Source organism: Yersinia sp. LJYL362, assembly GCF_048323875.1.
Genome location: NZ_JBLWEX010000214.1, coordinates 1 through 16,767, shown reverse-complemented (window position 1 = coordinate 16,767; position 16,767 = coordinate 1). Strand labels below are relative to the sequence as shown.

The window sequence follows — 16,767 nt, the reverse complement described above, 5'->3', positions numbered from 1 at the left end:
CATCACCGATTTGATGCGGGTGGGGCAGCAGTTGGCATCGGCGACCTACCGCCCATTAGAGGTGTATATCGCGATTGCGTTGTCTTATCTGGTGCTGACCAGCTTGCTGGCACTGTTAGGCAATTATGTTGAACGGCGCTGGCATAAGGAGAGCCGATGAACGATTTCTTCCTTTATCTGCCGGACTTTGCTCGCGCATTGGGTGTCACGTTGGGGATCAGCATGAGTGCGGCGATCATTGGAGCTTTTGCCGGCTTTATCTTGCAGGCGGTGTGCCGTCATAACCGTTGGTTGTTCTGGCCTTGGCGCACCTATGTGTGGCTGATTCGCGGCACACCTTATCTGGCACAACTGGCGGTGTTTTATTTCGGTTTGCCCGCTATCGGCGTGACGCTAAGTGCGGTTGAAGCCACGGTGATATCGCTGGCCATTTACAGCTCTGCTTATTTTGGCGAAATCTTCCGCACTGCGTGGAAAAGCATCGGGCACGGGCAGTTGGAAGCAGCGCAAGTGCATGATATTTCAGCGTGGAAAAGTTTTTGGCACATCCAGACGCCGCAAGCTTTGCGCTTTAGCTTACCGCTGTTGGGTAATCAGTTCATTTTGACTATTAAAGAGAGCGCTGTGGCATCGATTATCACGGTGCCGGAGTTGACCATGACCACCGGGCAGATAGTCGCCAATACCTACACCTATATTGTGCCTTATACCCTGTTGATCCTCAGTTATTGGCTGCTGGCACAAGGTGTCAGTGTTGGTGTGCGCTTACTCAGCCGTCAGGCCATAGAGGGATAATATGATGAGTCACGAACCCATTATTGAATTACGCCAGTTAGGCAAATCCTTTGCGGCTAATCGGGTGTTGGCAGGGATTAATTTGACGGTCAATGCCGGTGAAATTGTTACCTTAATTGGCCCCTCTGGCTCAGGGAAAACCACTGCGCTGCGGTGCATGAATTTCCTCGAAGCCTATGACGAGGGGGAAGTCCTGATCAAGGGGCAATTACTGGGTTATAGCAGTGCCGGGCGTGAGGTGAAGCATCGCGACAGTGCGACATTAATTGCTGAGGTGCGCCGCCCACTGGCGATGGTCTTCCAGCAATTCAATCTGTGGCCGCACATGACAGTGCTGGAAAATGTTTGTGCACCGCTAATTCTGGGGAAAAAACTGCCCCGCGATGAAGCGCGCAAAAAAGCGGCCGCGGCACTGGCTCAGGTCGGGATGTCGGATAAGGCGCAAGCTCGTCCGTCGCGATTATCCGGCGGGCAGCAGCAGCGGGTGGGCATTGCCCGAGCATTGGCTCTGGAGCCGGAGTTATTGTTACTGGATGAGCCGACCTCCGCTCTTGACCCTGAACGGGTGGAGGAGGTGCTGGATGTGATTAAGGCACTGGCAAACAACGGCATGACCATGGTGATGGTGACGCACGAAATGTCATTCGCGGCCAAAATTTCGTCCCGCGTGGTGTTTATGGCTGACGGCTCAATTGTTGAAAGTGGTGCGCCCGCGACTTTATTCCGCCAACCGCAGACTGACCGGTTGAAATCATTTCTTGCGCCGTGGTTTAAACGGCCACTGCAACTGGATGAAGCGGAGGCTGGGCATGCTTAATCGCGCAGGTGTTCAGGTTGCCGGTCATATTAGCCAACAGCGCTTAATGAGTAAATTGGCGCAACTAGCCCGCTTTGGTGCGCTGGAGAACGGCGGTGTTAATCGACAAGCTTTATCCGCTGAAGAATTAGAAGCCAGAGCATGGCTCATTGACTGGGCCTATACATTAGGCTGCGAAGTGATGACGGATGACTGCGCAAACCTGTTTATTCGCCGCGCCGGTCGTGAAGATTTACCGCCGGTAGTGACGGGCAGCCATATTGATACTCAACCCTGCGGCGGCAATCTTGATGGTTGCTATGGCGTCATTGCCGGTATGGAGTGTTTGAGCGCTCTGGCTCAGGCCGGAGTCACCACTTTGCGCCCGATTGAAGTGGCGGTGTGGATGAACGAAGAGGGCAGCCGATTCTCTCCCGGAGCTATGGGGTCGAGTGTCTTTGTACAACCGCAGCGTTTGGCAAATTATCTGAATAATCAGGATGCACAGGGCGAGACTTTAGTGCAGGCGCTGACACGCTGCCATCAGCGTTTTCCACATTTACCACGTCGTGCCACCTTGCCCCTGGCGGCTTTTGTCGAATTGCATATCGAGCAGGGGCCGGTGCTCGAGCAAGCCAATCAGCCGTTAGCACTAGTGCAAGGTATCCAGGGCGTGCGTTGGTATCAGGTCACCTGTCTGGGGCAATCGGCCCATGCTGGCACCACGCCGATGGCGGATCGTCAGGATGCGATGTCGCTGGCCCGCCAGACAGTTCAGCAACTGGAACAGCAAGCTGCCGCACTGCCAGCAGATGAATTACGTCTGACTTTTGGCCGCTGGGAGATTGAGCCAAATGCCATTAATACCATTGCCGGTCGTGCCACTTTCACCCTCGATTTCCGCCATGCCAACCCGACGGTATTAGCGGAGTTTGATGATTGGATGCGGCAGATAGCGGCAGATAACGTGGTAGTCGAGTGCGTATTCAGTCATGCACCGGTGGCCTTCAATACACAGCTATTGGCACAACAATATGCTTGCACCCAGGCATTAGAGATAGAAACCGCGCTGCTGACTTCCGGTGCATTCCACGATGCAATGCATCTGGCCAGCCATTGCCCGACCAGTATGTTTTTCGTTCCCAGCCATAACGGCATCAGTCATAACCCGGCTGAATATACAGACCCTCAGTATCTGTACCTCGGCGCGAAGGCCTTAGCCTGTTGCCTGACAGAACTGGCAAATCAACCCATAGGAGTTACCCATGAGCACCCACACTTATCCTGCTTGCTGTGAAAAAGACAACGGTAGCGCGCTGGGCACTAATGCCACGTTATCCTCGCCCATTTCTGCTGATGGGACGCCGGTGATTGGCGAAGTGTATACCGTTCCTGCCCGCTGTGGCCGGGCGGTGCGCTTACAAAAAGGGCAGATTATCCGCATTATCAACACTCCCGGCAGTCAGGTGTGTGACACCTGGTTATTCAATAGCGCCGATTTGAGTGAGTTCTCATCAATGGAACACACTCGTGCATTTATTGATAAAATCATTCCTCAGCCGGGGGATGCACTGGTCACCAATCAGCGCCGCATCATCGGCACATTGTTGACTGATACCTCACCCGGTGTGCATGACACGCTGATTGCGGCCTGTGACCTTTATCGCTATAGCAATATGGGGATCACTGAATACCATGACAGTTGTGCTGATAATATGCGTTTAGCGCTGAATGCGATTGGGCTGCGTGCACGTGAAGTGCCACAACCCTTGAACCTGTGGATGAATACGCCCGTCAATCCGGATTACACCATTTCCTGGTTACCGACGGTGAGCAAAGCGGGTGATTATGTTGAGATTCGTGCCGAGCTGGAATGCATTGTTGTAATGTCTGCTTGCCCGCAAGATATTGTGCCAATCAATGGCTGTAACCCACAGGATGTGCATTTTAGTGTCGCAGGGTAATAGTGCAGTGTGTTCTGTATCGTGAATGTGGCCCGGCAAGGATACGCCGGGCGTTTGATTGACTATGAGTAGCAGATATCAACTTATGAAAAAAAACGGCGATAACGGCGGTTTTGTTTTATCTGATTTAGGGATGCGTTTACGTCATGCCCGTGTGGCGCAGGACATCACGCTAAAGCAGTTAGCGCTCAAGGTGGGATGCTCAGAGAGTTTATTGTCGAAACTGGAAAATGAGGTAGCGTCGCCCTCGCTGGCTATGTTGCACCGTCTCGCCAGCGCTTTGGAAACCAATATTTCGGATTTGATGGCCGAAAGCTGGGTGGCAGATTCACCGGTGTTGAAGCCGGAACAGCGTATCCGTAAACGGTTTGTGCACCGTAACAAGAAAGGCGGTATCGCGTTGGAAAACCTGACGCATCACCACAAGGGGGGATTGTTGCAGGGAAACATTCATATCATTGAGCCGGGTGTCGCCAGTGATGGGCAGATAGAACACCACGGTGAGGAGATGGGATACGTGCTGGAAGGGGAAATTGCCCTGTATTTAGGTGAAGAAACTTATACCCTCGCCGTGGGCGATTCCTTTTATTTCCCCAGCAATGTCCCCCACGGTTATCGTAATATCGGCCAGTCAATCGCGAAAGTGCTGTGGGTGAATACGCCCGTGACGTTTTAATTCTCCGTCATCTTTCCCGCTGCAGGTGTGTTGGCTGCATTCGAACACCCGAATCACTGACTTGAGTAAGCTCATCGGGATGCTCTCATTTGCCGCCTGCCTGCACCACGAAAGCTATAGGAGAATGCTGTATGGATATTATCTTTCAGGTTGCAGGTGTGTTGGCTGTTTTATGGTCATTAAAAAACCGCCACTGGGAAAACTCCAATGGCGGCTTGGTCTGAACTTCATAGCGACGGTTAGCTTCTATTACCCCGCGCCGCAATAATGGCATCGGCCACATTACGGGGTGCTTCAGCGTAATGCTTGAATTCCATAGTATAAGTCGCGCGGCCTTGTGACATGGAACGCAACACAGTGGAGTAGCCGAACATTTCGGATAACGGCACTTCGGCACGGATAATCTTCCCGCCACCGATCATCTCTTCCATCCCTTGCACCAAGCCACGGCGAGAGGAAAGGTCGCCCATCACATTACCGGCATACTCTTCCGGTGTTTCGACCTCGACACTCATCACCGGCTCAAGGATCACCGGCGAGGCGCGTTTGACCGCTTCTTTGAAACCAAAAATGGCGGCCATTTTAAACGCCAGCTCCGATGAGTCCACTTCGTGATAGGAACCGAACGTCAGGGTCACTTTCACATCCACGACTGGATAACCGGCCAAAACCCCGGTATTGGTGGCTTCTAGCACACCTTTTTCGACCGCTCCGATAAACTCACGCGGCACCACACCGCCTTTAGTGGCATCGACAAAAGCCACACCGCTACCCGGCTCCTGGGGTTCGAGGGTAAAGACCACGTGGCCATATTGCCCTTTACCACCAGACTGACGGACAAATTTACCGTCTACATCGGTCACTGTCTTACGCACTGTTTCGCGGTAAGTCACCTGCGGTTTGCCGATATTGGCTTCCACACCGAACTCACGCTTCATGCGGTCAACAATAATTTCCAGATGCAATTCACCCATGCCGGAGATAATCGTCTGGCCGGACTCTTCATCAGTACGGATACGGAATGATGGATCCTCCGATGCGAGGCGTTGCAGTGCGATACCCATTTTCTCCTGATCCGCCTTGGTCTTCGGCTCAATGGCTTGCGAAATAACCGGCTCAGGGAATTCCATACGTACCAGTGTAATCACGGCATCCGGGTCGCACAGGGTTTCCCCGGTAGTCACATCCTTCAACCCCACACAAGCCGCGATATCACCAGCACGGATTTCATCCACTTCAATCCGATTATTGGCATGCATCTGAACAATACGGCCAATACGCTCTTTCTTACCGCGAATGGGGTTGTAAACACTGTCGCCTTTGCTCAGTACGCCGGAATAGACGCGCACGAAAGTCAGCTGACCGACATACGGGTCAGTCATTAATTTGAACGCCAGCGCCGAGAATTTTTCGTTATCATCGGCTTTACGGCTGACTTCGTTGCCATCTTCATCAGTGCCACTGACCGGTGGAATATCCACTGGCGATGGCATCAATTCAACCACCGCATCCAACATGCGCTGCACACCTTTATTCTTAAAAGCACTGCCGCACAACATGGGCTGGATTTCACCGGCAATGGTCCGAATCCGTAGACCTTGGGTGATTTCATCCACCGTCAGGTCACCGGTTTCCAGATATTCTGTCATCAGCGCTTCAGAAGCTTCAGCCGCCTCGGAGACCATTTTCTCGCGCCACTCATTCGCCGTCGCCAGTAAGTTTTCTGGAATGGGCTCATAGCTAAATGTCATGCCTTGAGACGCTTCATCCCAGATAATGGCGCGCATCAGCCGTAAATCCACCACACCAGTAAAGTGCTCTTCACTGCCGATTGGAATCACAATGGGCACCGGATTGGCTTTCAGACGGTCAATCATCATCTGGCGTACGCGGAAAAAGTCAGCGCCGGGGCGATCCATTTTATTGACGAATGCTAAGCGCGGAACACGGTATTTATTGGCTTGACGCCAGACGGTTTCGGATTGTGGCTGTACACCACCGACCGCGTCATACACCATGACCGCACCGTCGAGCACCCGCATGGAACGCTCCACCTCAATGGTGAAATCTACGTGTCCGGGGGTGTCGATAATATTGATACGGTGCTCGGGCAAGGTTCTGTCCATACCTTTCCAAAAGCAGGTCACGGCAGCCGATGTAATGGTAATGCCACGTTCCTGCTCCTGCGCCATCCAGTCAGTCGTCGCGCCACCATCATGCACTTCACCCAGCTTATGACTGACGCCGGTGTAGAACAAAATACGCTCGGTAGTGGTGGTTTTACCCGCGTCGATGTGGGCGGAGATACCGATATTGCGATAGCGCTCGATAGGAGTTTTACGTGCCATATTAAGTCCTTAAATGGTAATGGCAATTTCGGGGTGGGCGGCTTGATGCCCTACCGGGAAGTTGTTGGTTTATGTTCAGCATTGCTGCTAATGATCATGTGATCGCGAATAGTATAGTCTCATTGTACTAATATACACGTACAATTTAATTATTTGTTCTGAAACTATGCAATAATAGCGAGGAGCGATGACTGAGGATGCTTCCATCATTGCGCTAGAATTATGAGTAGGGTCAAAATGGAGTATAGGCTATATTGCCGCCCGCTAAGGGCCGTTTGATTTGGCCGAACCCGGTAGTTTGGTGGGGGATTTCCCTGCTGACTGTCACTTATTAATAGGAACACTATGATTGCAAATCACCCTGAGCGTGAGCAGATCCGTTTGGAAAATGTGCTGACGGCTTTAGGTAATCCGCTGCGGTTGGCTGTGGTGCGTAGGCTAGCGGCGGGGGGCGAACATGCATGTGGCACTTTGGTACACGGGCTATCTAAATCGACCTTAACCCATCATTGGCGAGTACTGCGTGAAAGTGGCGTTATCTGGCAACGGCCTTGTGGGCGAGAGAGTTTATTATCACTGCGGCGTGATGATATTGATGCCCGATTCCCCGGTTTGTTGGATGTATTGCTCAATGCGGTGGCAAATGATGCAACTACAGATGAATCAACGGCAAAGCATCTGCCGGTGGAATGAGTTGAGGGCGGTAGTTTCTATTTACCGCCCTCGTTCAACGGTTAAATCTCTTGGGCGTGAGCTAAAACAAAATCTTCAGCTGCTTTTGACCACAACCCGTCAGTTTTACGCAAAATAGCCTGTAGTTCTTGTAATAACGGCGAATCTTGCTGGTGGCTCATCAGTTCACTCAATGATGTCAGCGGCATATTTTTGCCGGTGTAAACCAACTTCTTGCCACCGATAATGTGCGGTAAATTCAATGTGGTTTCTGCGGCATCATTTAGCCCAAGAATATGGGATACCACTTTACCGGCATTTACTTTCTTCGCTTCAATTAACTTTACTGCTTCTCTCATGTCGTCGGTATTGCCACCCGAGGTACCAACATAATGGGTAAAGGAATAATGAATATCGTAGAAATTAACCGACGCCATAAAATTCTTATCCTGCGGGCCAGCAAAGAAATTAAAGCAGCCGTCGGGTGCTAATAGGCTTGAAGCCAATGTGACCAATTCAGCTGAAGGCACGAAAACAAAGATATCGTCATAACCTTTACCTTCGGTCAGCGCCATTAAACGTTCAAACTGATCATCAGTTTGTTTGGTATTGAGATAATGCACCTGAGTTTGTGGCTCACTCGGATACAAGCGGGCGGCATAATCCAGTTTTTGCTGGTGACGGTCTGTAATCACCAATAATTGCGGATTAATTGGCCCATGCAGTGCGTAATCAATGGCTAATAATCCCATCGGGCCGGTCCCCCCGAGAATCAGCACATTACCAGCAGGTTTGATCCCCATTTTATGCTGATAAGTACCAGGAACCAGGTGGTAATTGGCGTTAAATGCACCGATAACACAAGAAAGTGGCTCTACCAATGAACCTTCAAAATAACTTTCACCTTCATAGGGAAGCAAACAATCTTGTTCCATGACTTCGTTGGGAATAACCACATGGGTGGCTTCACCGCCAACATAAGGGAAAGAATATCCGGGGCAATCTGGGCGGTCGGGTAATTGCAAATTAGCCTGAATCACATAACGACTACCGGGTTTGAATTTATGCTGCCATTTCTTACCAACCTGTAGAATATCGCCGCAAAATTCATGGCCAATAATAATAGGGTTTTCTGCTACATTATCCGGTACTTTTTTATGGTCAGCGCCCAAATTGGCTTCTTTCCACGAAGAGAGGCAAATACTGTCGGTCACCACAGTGGCCAGAATTTCATCATCGCCAATTTCCGGTAAATCAAAGCTTTCCAGACGCAGGTCATTTTTACCATATAAACGCAGTGCTTTAGTTTTCATGTGGAACCACCTCAATTATTTTTCAAATATAAAACTTCAGGTCGAATAAAAAATGTTAAGTTGAATAAAAAAACTCCCCGGCATTAATCAGGAAAGAATGCCAAGCCATGAGCCTACAATTCCGAGGCCAAACAGGGAGAAGATGAGCCAAATAGGGTTAATTTTACGTTTCAGTAATCGCATCATGAGCAGGGTTAGCCCTAGCGCCAATAACCCTGGGCACAGCTGATCCAAAATGTTTTGTACCGTCATAGTCACCGTCGTGCCGTCGTGGCCCGGTGTTTTCGATATCACCAACGGCACATTGATACTGGTCCATTTGGTGACCAATACCCCCATGATGAACAAGCCCAGAATTGAGGCACCCTCGGTCAGTTTTTGCAGCACATTCCCGCCAAGGTCTTTGACGATATTGATGCCCTTGGTGAAACCGTATTGCAGTCCGAACCATTTCAGGGCCAGACGTACTGAGTTGAAGGACAGGAAGAAGAGAATTGGCCCTAGCACATTGCCATTCAGTGCTAGCGAAGCCCCTAAAGCGGCAGTGATAGGGCGCAAGGTGCCCCAAATCAGTGGGTCACCGACCCCAGCCAGTGGCCCCATCAACCCAACTTTCAAGCTATTGATTGCCCCTTCATCAATGTCAGCGCCATTGGCACGCGCCTCTTCCATGGCGGCAGTGACACCGATCACCGGCCCGCAGACCGCCGGTGTGGTGTTAAAGAACACTAAATGGCGTTTCAATGCGGCAATTTGGTCTTCTTTTAGCGGATACAAGCGCTTGATTGCTGGCACCATGTCATAGCAGAAGCCCAGGCCGTGAATACGTTCATAGTTAAAAGAGGCCTGTTGCAAGTTACTGCGTAAAAACATTTTAAACAGATCAGACCGGGTTAATCGTTTGTTTAATGTGGTCATGTCGGCGTCTCCTAGTCTTCTAATTCATCAAGTTTGGCTTGGCTGGCTTGGGCTACAGGCGCTGCCGGTTTCTGATAAAGCGGGTTTAACTGGATATACAGCAAGGCAATAATCAGGCCGATGCCGCCGAACGCGAGCAGGCTGAAACCAAGGTAACCTCCGACAATAAAACCGAGGAAGAAGAAGGGCATAAGGTATTTCACACCCATCATATTGAGCACCATGGCGTAGCCGACGACCACGATAAATCCGCCCGCAATTTGCAACCCATGAGTCACCACAGTTGGAATCGCGTTGAGCATGTGGCTAACGGTATCGGCGCTGACAAAGATAGACACGATCAATACCGGAATGGCGACTCGCATAGCCTGAACCAGCAATGCCGACACATGCATAAAATCAATCATGGCAAAATTGGCTTTCTCCGCGGCTCGGTCTGCGGCGTGCTGGAACGCCACTGTGATGGTGCGGGCAAAGACAGTCAGTACCTGGCCTGCTGCGGCTACCGGCAGGGCAATGGCGATCCCGGTGGCAATATTCTGATGGCCGACAATCACCAGAATAGTGGCGATAATACTGGCGAGCGCGGAGTCAGGTGATTGCGCAGCACCGACGTTCATCCAACCAAGAGCAATTAACTCCAGCGTACCGCCGAGGATAACGCCGGTGGTCATATCACCCAAAATCAGGCCGGTAATGGTACAGGCAATTAATGGCCGGTGAGTTTGGAACTCATCCAGTACGCTGCCGATACCGGCAATGCATGAGAAAATAAAGATTAAGATTATCTGTAGTAAACTTATTTCCATGGTGGACCCCTTTGGACAATACAATTCTCGACAGCAGTGGGTTATAACTAAATAGTTGTATTGACCAGATTAAGTAATCGGATTTAAATGTTTAATAAAATCTGGGTTATTACTTATATTTAAAGTGAAGTGTCGTTATTTAGACTCCAGCTCGCGTAATTTTTTAATCACATCCACATCAGGATCGGAGGTGACTACCCGTAAATCTAAATGAACGCCGCGTTCAGCTAATGCATAAAATGCATTAATATCATTTTGATCAACTGATACTGCTTTGGTTAATTGTGTTTTCCCATGTTTAAATGCCATGCCGCCAATATTAATGACATCAATTTTCACGCCTTGATCCACCAATCGTAAAACATCTGTTGGATTGGTGAATAAATAGAATACGGTGTCATTGATATAATTTGGGTTGTGATAAACAGCTACCGCCTTTTCAATATTAACGACATTCACTTTGATTCCCGGCGGCGCTGCCTGTTTTAATAATGTTTTCCGGATTTCATCGTTATAAACGTCGTCGCTACAAATAATAATACGCCCAGCTTTAGCCTCTTTGGCCCAAACCGTGGTGACCTGACCATGAATCAGCCGGTCGTCAATTCTTGCCAGATTGATTTTCATATAAAGTCGGCCTCTTCTTCTTCATTATTTTGTTGGTGACGGAATGACTGCACGCACTGTGTACCTATGTCGAGTAAATAGTCGGTCAGTTCTTCTGCCGCCATCACTTGCTGGTTATCGGCAATTTCCAGTGCTAATGGCAGAGATAATCCACTGATGACATGAACACGACTATCACTGAATGCTAAACGTGCGGCAGCGTTATAAGGGCTGCCACCTTGTAAATCCACGGCAATTAACCAGGAGTCATGTTGATTCTTTGCCATGACACCCTGCATTTTATTCACAAGATTGTCGGCATTCTCACCTCGGTTAAACAGCAGCGGGGTAATATTCTGTGTTTCGCCATATACAATATTGACGGAATTGAGCATTGAAACCGCTAAGTCACCGTGAGCACAAAAAATGACATTAACCATTATGCCTCCTGTTAGCCGCGAGTTTTTCCGCCGGCAATGTTATAGGTCACACCCGTGATATAGCTGGCGCGTTCGGATAATAGATAAGTCACGAAATCAGCGATTTCAGATAGTTTCCCGGCGCGGCCAATTGGAATCGCATTCTTGGTATAACCATCCCGTAATTGTTCTACCGTTATGTTGCGGGTGTAGGCCAGTGCTTCTTCATAATCGAGAGTGCGCAAACCCGTTTTCTCTAAAATACCCGGGGCTACACCGACTACGCGGATGCCGTATTTCCCCAACTCTTTAGCCCACGAGCGGGTAAAACTGTATAGCGCGGCTTTGGTGGCGGCATAACAACTTTGCCCTTCAGAACCTTCTAATCCGCTTTCTGAGGTGAGGTTAATAATGACGCCGCTGTTGTTTTCTACCATATTACGCGCTACCGCTTGTGACATCAGATATACCCCTTTCTGATTCACATTGACCATTTTTTCAAACTCATTATCTTTCAATTCATATTGGCTATGACTTTGTTTGGGATCGACCAATAGACGCGGAAGGTTAATTCCGGCATTGTTGACCAGTGCATCAATATGCCCATGTTTAGCTAAAATATTATCTATTGCTGCTTGTACGCTGGTGCGGTCAGAAATATCCAGCTGTATAAAATTCAACTGCGGATTATTTTTAATCTCACCTTCAAGTGGATTCACATCAGCTAATTGCACTTTGGCCCCTGCGGCCAATAACTCTTCTACAATGGCATAACCAATTCCTGATGCACCACCGGTGACAATCACTACTTTATCTTTTAAATTTAGCCAATCGCTCATACAATTTCCCTGTCTATCTAAATTTGGATAATACTCGGCCACATACCGAAAGTATGATTTGTTAAACTGCCTTTAGGTTTTAAGGGGGAGCTAGTCCCCTGACTGATTAATGAATAAATTATGCCGTGAGTTTTAATATCTCCTCGGCAGTTTCTTTGGTGGTCACCAGGCTATTAATATACTTTCCTTTAATCGCGCCGATGATCCCGCTGATTTTATCGTGAGAATGCGCAATCCCAATGGAATAACGGGCTTTCTTAATGTTGTCTAATTGAATGGTAATGGTTTTATCCGAGATATAAGTTTCCACCTGGTTGCCTTGTAAATCATAAAAGCGTGAACAGATATCACCGGCAACCTGTCGGTCATTAAAGTGGTCAATCACATCGCTGCCATAAAAGGCACGCCAGGTAGAATTGCCAGAAATATTAGGTGAACCAATACCAAATATGGCGATATCCAGCCGCTGCCAATAATCTGCAATAGCCTGATAATGCTGAGATTGCACAATTCCATCACGAATAACACTTTCTTCCAGAATCGCAGGGAAATCGATCAGCAATGACTCGCCTTTTAATTTCATTGCGGCGCTGTAGACCAGCGTATTCACATGGAAGCGGCTTTCTAATTTACCTGAAGGGCCGCCGACCATTGGGATACAGGTTAATTGGCGCGATACCGGTGAGGTGTCCATTTGCTCAACCAACGTGGCAATAGCACTGCCCCAGGAGAAGCCCAGAATATCACCATTTTCAATAATCCGGTTTAGCAGTGCGCTACACTGTTTTGCCATTAGGATCAGTTGTTGTTCCGGTGATTGATCGTGCTCGGAAGAAACGACAATCGCCTCACGTAATTTAAAGCGCGATTTCAACTGCTGTTCCAACAACAAATTTTCGTTATAGTTGTAGTTGATTGAAATAGTCACAATGCCTTGCTCGCGCACTTTCTTAAGCATTCGGCTGATGCTGGTGCGATAAATTCCCAGCGCCCGCGCTATCTCAACTTGGGTGAAATTTTGCTCGTAATACATTTGTGCAATTTTCACCATCAGGCGTAGATCATCGCTCTTTTCCATTTCAGCCTCTTGCACATTTGTGCAAATGTCATTAAGTTATCTATGAGCTGATATAATCACTTTCTATTTTTTAAGTCAAAAGCACAAAATAACGCTCCTCATTGCAGCAGCACAATAATCCGCTAATTCCCACAGTAAAATTAATTTCAGATATCGCACATCTGTGCAAAAATCTTTAATGGTATGATTTATATTAAATAATTGGGAATAGGGTTTTTGTGTTCAATCACTTTATTCTGAACAAATTTTGGATTCTGATCACATTTTTATTTTGCGTGATGTGGTGGCTTTTGCACATATGTGCAAACTTGTCGTGTGGTCGAACAACTCCCGGCGGGTGAGGAAGCGTAACACGGTGAAATTATCAAGGATGGGGTGTGGAATAGGGGGCGGAGGTTAATGAATTGCACCAGCAGGGTGCTTAAAAAACATTCAAATATTGATCTGCTTTTTACCTGTTACCTGTTACCTGTTACCTGTAATCGATCCAACCCCGGCGAAACCACCGAGGTTGGATTTTGATGTTAACCGCAGCGGTTACATTTTGATGCCTGGATCTGTTGGAAGAAATCGTTGCCTTTATCATCTACCAGAATAAAGGCTGGGAAATCTTCGACTTCAATTTTCCAGATGGCTTCCATACCCAGTTCCGGGTATTCCACACATTCCAAACTCTTGATACTGTTTTGCGCCAGGACGGCTGCGGGGCCGCCAATGCTGCCCAGATAGAAACCGCCGTGCTTGTGGCAAGCATCGGTGACTTGCTGGCTGCGGTTGCCTTTTGCCAACATGATCATGCTGCCGCCGTGGGATTGCAGCAGATCAACATAGGAATCCATGCGCCCTGCGGTGGTGGGGCCAAGTGAACCAGAAGCATAACCTTCCGGGGTTTTCGCTGGCCCCGCGTAGTAGATCGGATGATCTTTAATGTACTGCGGTAAACCTTCGCCGTTATCCAGCCGCTCTTTTAATTTGGCATGAGCAATATCACGGCCAACAATAATAGTGCCGGTCAGCGACAGGCGGGTTGATACCGGATACTGTGACAGCTCTTTTAAGATATCGGCCATCGGGCGATTAAGGTCGATTTTGACCACTTTGCCTTCAGTGCTGTTGCGCAGATGCTCAGGGATATATTTCCCCGGATTTTGCTCCAGTTTTTCCAGCCAGATACCTTTGCGGTTAATTTTACCTTTGATATTTCGGTCAGCAGAGCAGGAAACCCCCATCCCAACCGGGCAGGAGGCTCCGTGACGCGGCAAACGCACCACCCGCACATCATGAGCAAAGTATTTACCGCCAAATTGCGCGCCCAGACCTAAATCCTGCGCTGCTTCCAGCAGTTCTTGCTCCAGTTGGATATCACGGAAAGCTTGCCCGTGCTCATTGCCTTCGGTTGGCAGACCATCGTAATACTTGGTGGAGGCCAGCTTAACAGTTTTGAGCGTGCTTTCAGCCGAGGTTCCGCCGATCACAAAAGCGATATGGTACGGCGGGCAGGCAGCTGTCCCCAAGGTGCGCATTTTCTCAACCAGATAGTCTTTCAGCTTACCCGGAGAGAGCAGAGCTTTGGTTTCCTGATACAGATAGGTTTTGTTGGCTGAGCCGCCACCTTTGGTGACGAATAAGAATTTATAATCTTCGCCCTCAGTGCTGTACAGGTCGATTTGCGCTGGCAGGTTGGTGCCGGTATTCACTTCTTGGTACATATCCAGCGCCGCGTTTTGTGAGTAGCGCAGATTGTCTTCAATGAAAGTGTTATACACACCGCGTGACAGGGCTTCGGCATCATTCCCGCCGGTCCAGACACGCTGGCCTTTTTTACCCACGATAATAGCGGTGCCGGTATCCTGACAGGTCGGTAAAATCCCTTTGGCTGAGATTTCAGAATTGCGCAGGAATTGCAGGGCAACATACTTATCATTTTCGCTGGCTTCCGGGTCATCCAAAATGGCAGCAACTTGTTTTTGGTGAGCGGGGCGGAGCAGGAATGAGGCATCGTGGAAAGCATGTTGGGCGAGGAGTGTCAGGGCTTCAGGTTCGACTTTTAGAATGTCGTGACCTTCAAACTGTGCTACCGAGACGTGATTATTACTGACAAGGTAATACTCAGTATCGTCTTCCTTTAATGGGAAGGGATCCTGATAGTGGAACGGTTTGTTTGACATATTTTTCTCACATTCAACATCAGTTAGCGAAAGCGTTCGATAACAGAAACAATCGTTAGTGGAACCATTAGCGGAGCCAAGTCGATATTTTTTTAACTCTGACTTTGACGATGATCTTACTATAGATTGTCAGTGCGAGGCGACGGCTCCACCCTCTTTATAAAGGGTGGATCTCATTTTCCGCACTTATCGATGGTGCAGGCAGGATGATGGTGGGACACTGTTATATCCTTCATACTTGAAATTGCCGGGGCGTTAGCTACGTTCACTCACCCGAATCACTGACTTATGTCAGCTCATCGGGATTCTCTTTCTTGCTGCCTACCTGCCATTCCAATTATTTTGGCTATAATTTGCTGATATTATTGTATTTCACCGCTAAATTCTGCACGTCGCACCAATCACATGACGCGACTCAGCGCCTCAGCGATGCGCTTAAATTTCTCAAAGCGCGCTCTTAATATTGAGTGTTTTTCCGCATTGGGCAGCAGGCGGGTGATGGGGGGCGGGCTGGCGATTATCGCTTGCTCAAAACTGCTGTAATAGCCACTTCCTACCGCAGCACACAGGGCCGCAGCCCGGCAGCCAGATTGCTGAATATCGACAATTTCCAATGGCAAATTACTGGCATCACAAAACATTTGCATCCAGATGGCAGAATGCGTTGGGCCGCCAGTGAAACGAATGCAGTCAGTGTTATCACCCAGCGCGAGAATTTTGTCCTGATGTAACAGATGCGAAAAAACAATTCCCTGATAAATCGCGTAAACAATATCCTGAGTCGTGTGGTGCCCGCTGAGTCCTAACAGGCCGCCGCTGAGATTGGCGCTATGATTGGAGCCGTATAGCCACGGGAAGAAGAGAATATCTTCCGACTTTTCATAACCGAGTGCCGCCCACTGATTAAGTGTTTGATAGCTATCGGGTAAATTCGGCAAGAATTGTTGCACAAACCAGGCCAGATTACTGGCGGAGGTAGGGCTGCCTTCGTGAACAAAATAGGTGCCTGGGATGCAATATTTTCCCCACACATAGGGGTAGTCTGAGGGCTGTAAGCCCTCGAACACTCGGGTGGCAATTGACCAGGTTCCGGCCACGGCACTGAGCGGGTGGCTGTCATGCAAACCGGAGGTTAAGGCCGCGCCGACCACATCAAACATGCCACCGAATACCGGCGCGCCATCTTTTAAACCACAGGCCTGTGCTGCTTGTTGACTGATATAACCGGCCAATTCTGCCGAACCAATAATAGGGGCCGTTTTCTCAGCGACTTCTTCAATACCGAATATCTTCATCAGTTGTGGGTCAAAGTTACCGCTGTACTGATTATAAAGATTGCTGCCAGAGATATTAGTTTCTTCGGTAG

At 48.9% G+C, this 16,767-nt stretch carries 16 protein-coding genes and 1 pseudogene; 7 read left to right on the top strand and 10 right to left on the bottom strand.

The window, feature by feature from the left end; all coding sequences use genetic code 11:
- The 6 genes and pseudogenes from ACNSO8_RS11495 to ACNSO8_RS11470 form a co-directional block, all read left to right on the top strand.
- Nucleotides 1–160 (top strand): annotated as a pseudogene (locus tag ACNSO8_RS11495) (amino acid ABC transporter permease); the annotation flags it as partial.
- On the top strand, nt 157–795 hold the full coding sequence (locus ACNSO8_RS11490) for an amino acid ABC transporter permease (RefSeq protein WP_418394707.1): 639 nt from the start codon (nt 157–159) through the stop codon (nt 793–795). The pseudogene ACNSO8_RS11495 and the gene ACNSO8_RS11490, both read left to right, overlap by 4 nt.
- A 1-nt stretch (nt 796) precedes the next feature.
- Complete coding sequence (locus tag ACNSO8_RS11485) at nt 797–1,612, top strand: amino acid ABC transporter ATP-binding protein (protein WP_418394706.1); 816 nt, start codon at nt 797–799, stop codon at nt 1,610–1,612.
- The gene (locus ACNSO8_RS11480) at nt 1,605–2,888 is read left to right on the top strand and encodes a M20 family metallo-hydrolase (RefSeq protein ID WP_418394705.1); all 1,284 of its coding nucleotides are present in this window, start codon (nt 1,605–1,607) and stop codon (nt 2,886–2,888) included. The genes ACNSO8_RS11485 and ACNSO8_RS11480 overlap by 8 nt, the downstream gene beginning before the upstream one ends.
- Nucleotides 2,857–3,555 (top strand): DUF1989 domain-containing protein, encoded by a 699-nt coding sequence (locus ACNSO8_RS11475; protein ID WP_418394704.1) that lies wholly within the window; start codon nt 2,857–2,859, stop codon nt 3,553–3,555. Before ACNSO8_RS11480 ends, ACNSO8_RS11475 begins: the two co-directional genes overlap by 32 nt.
- An 85-nt stretch (nt 3,556–3,640) precedes the next feature.
- Nucleotides 3,641–4,231 carry a cupin domain-containing protein gene (locus ACNSO8_RS11470; RefSeq protein WP_418394703.1) on the top strand — a complete coding sequence of 197 codons (591 nt, stop codon included), beginning with the start codon at nt 3,641–3,643 and terminating at the stop codon, nt 4,229–4,231.
- A 239-nt stretch (nt 4,232–4,470) separates the two neighbouring features.
- On the opposite strand, the gene fusA is transcribed toward ACNSO8_RS11470, so the two are convergent.
- Nucleotides 4,471–6,579 (bottom strand): elongation factor G, encoded by a 2,109-nt coding sequence (fusA, locus tag ACNSO8_RS11465; RefSeq protein WP_418394702.1) that lies wholly within the window; start codon nt 6,577–6,579, stop codon nt 4,471–4,473.
- A 345-nt stretch (nt 6,580–6,924) separates the two neighbouring features.
- Here fusA and ACNSO8_RS11460 point away from each other — a divergent pair, with 345 nt between their 5' ends.
- On the top strand, nt 6,925–7,272 hold the full coding sequence (locus ACNSO8_RS11460) for an ArsR/SmtB family transcription factor (protein WP_418394701.1): 348 nt from the start codon (nt 6,925–6,927) through the stop codon (nt 7,270–7,272).
- Between the two features lie 41 nt (nt 7,273–7,313).
- Here the strand turns inward: ACNSO8_RS11460 and ACNSO8_RS11455 are convergent, their stop codons facing one another.
- From ACNSO8_RS11455 to ACNSO8_RS11415, 9 genes are all read right to left on the bottom strand, one after another.
- On the bottom strand, nt 7,314–8,564 hold the full coding sequence (locus ACNSO8_RS11455) for a zinc-binding dehydrogenase (protein WP_418394700.1): 1,251 nt from the start codon (nt 8,562–8,564) through the stop codon (nt 7,314–7,316).
- An 87-nt stretch (nt 8,565–8,651) separates the two neighbouring features.
- A complete protein-coding gene (locus ACNSO8_RS11450) occupies nt 8,652–9,482 on the bottom strand; it encodes a PTS system mannose/fructose/sorbose family transporter subunit IID (protein ID WP_011815634.1) in 831 nt (276 codons plus the stop codon).
- A gap of 11 nt (nt 9,483–9,493) precedes the next feature.
- Nucleotides 9,494–10,291: a PTS mannose/fructose/sorbose transporter subunit IIC gene (locus tag ACNSO8_RS11445; RefSeq protein WP_418394699.1), complete on the bottom strand. Its 798-nt coding sequence runs from the start codon at nt 10,289–10,291 to the stop codon at nt 9,494–9,496.
- A gap of 135 nt (nt 10,292–10,426) precedes the next feature.
- Complete coding sequence (locus ACNSO8_RS11440) at nt 10,427–10,918, bottom strand: mannose/fructose/sorbose PTS transporter subunit IIB (protein WP_019080401.1); 492 nt, start codon at nt 10,916–10,918, stop codon at nt 10,427–10,429.
- Nucleotides 10,915–11,337, bottom strand: coding sequence for a PTS sugar transporter subunit IIA (locus tag ACNSO8_RS11435; RefSeq protein WP_418394698.1), 423 nt, complete (start codon nt 11,335–11,337; stop codon nt 10,915–10,917). Before ACNSO8_RS11435 ends, ACNSO8_RS11440 begins: the two co-directional genes overlap by 4 nt.
- A gap of 11 nt (nt 11,338–11,348) precedes the next feature.
- On the bottom strand, nt 11,349–12,155 hold the full coding sequence (locus ACNSO8_RS11430; protein ID WP_418394697.1) for an SDR family oxidoreductase: 807 nt from the start codon (nt 12,153–12,155) through the stop codon (nt 11,349–11,351).
- A gap of 118 nt (nt 12,156–12,273) precedes the next feature.
- Nucleotides 12,274–13,233, bottom strand: coding sequence for a sugar-binding transcriptional regulator (locus ACNSO8_RS11425; RefSeq protein WP_418394696.1), 960 nt, complete (start codon nt 13,231–13,233; stop codon nt 12,274–12,276).
- Nucleotides 13,234–13,757: 524 nt separating this feature from the next.
- Entirely contained in the window at nt 13,758–15,401 is a 1,644-nt protein-coding gene (gene fumA / locus ACNSO8_RS11420; protein ID WP_418394695.1) for a class I fumarate hydratase FumA, read from the bottom strand.
- Nucleotides 15,402–15,802: 401 nt separating this feature from the next.
- Nucleotides 15,803–16,767: FGGY-family carbohydrate kinase (locus ACNSO8_RS11415; protein WP_418394694.1), on the bottom strand; the 965-nt coding region annotated here is incomplete at its 5' end.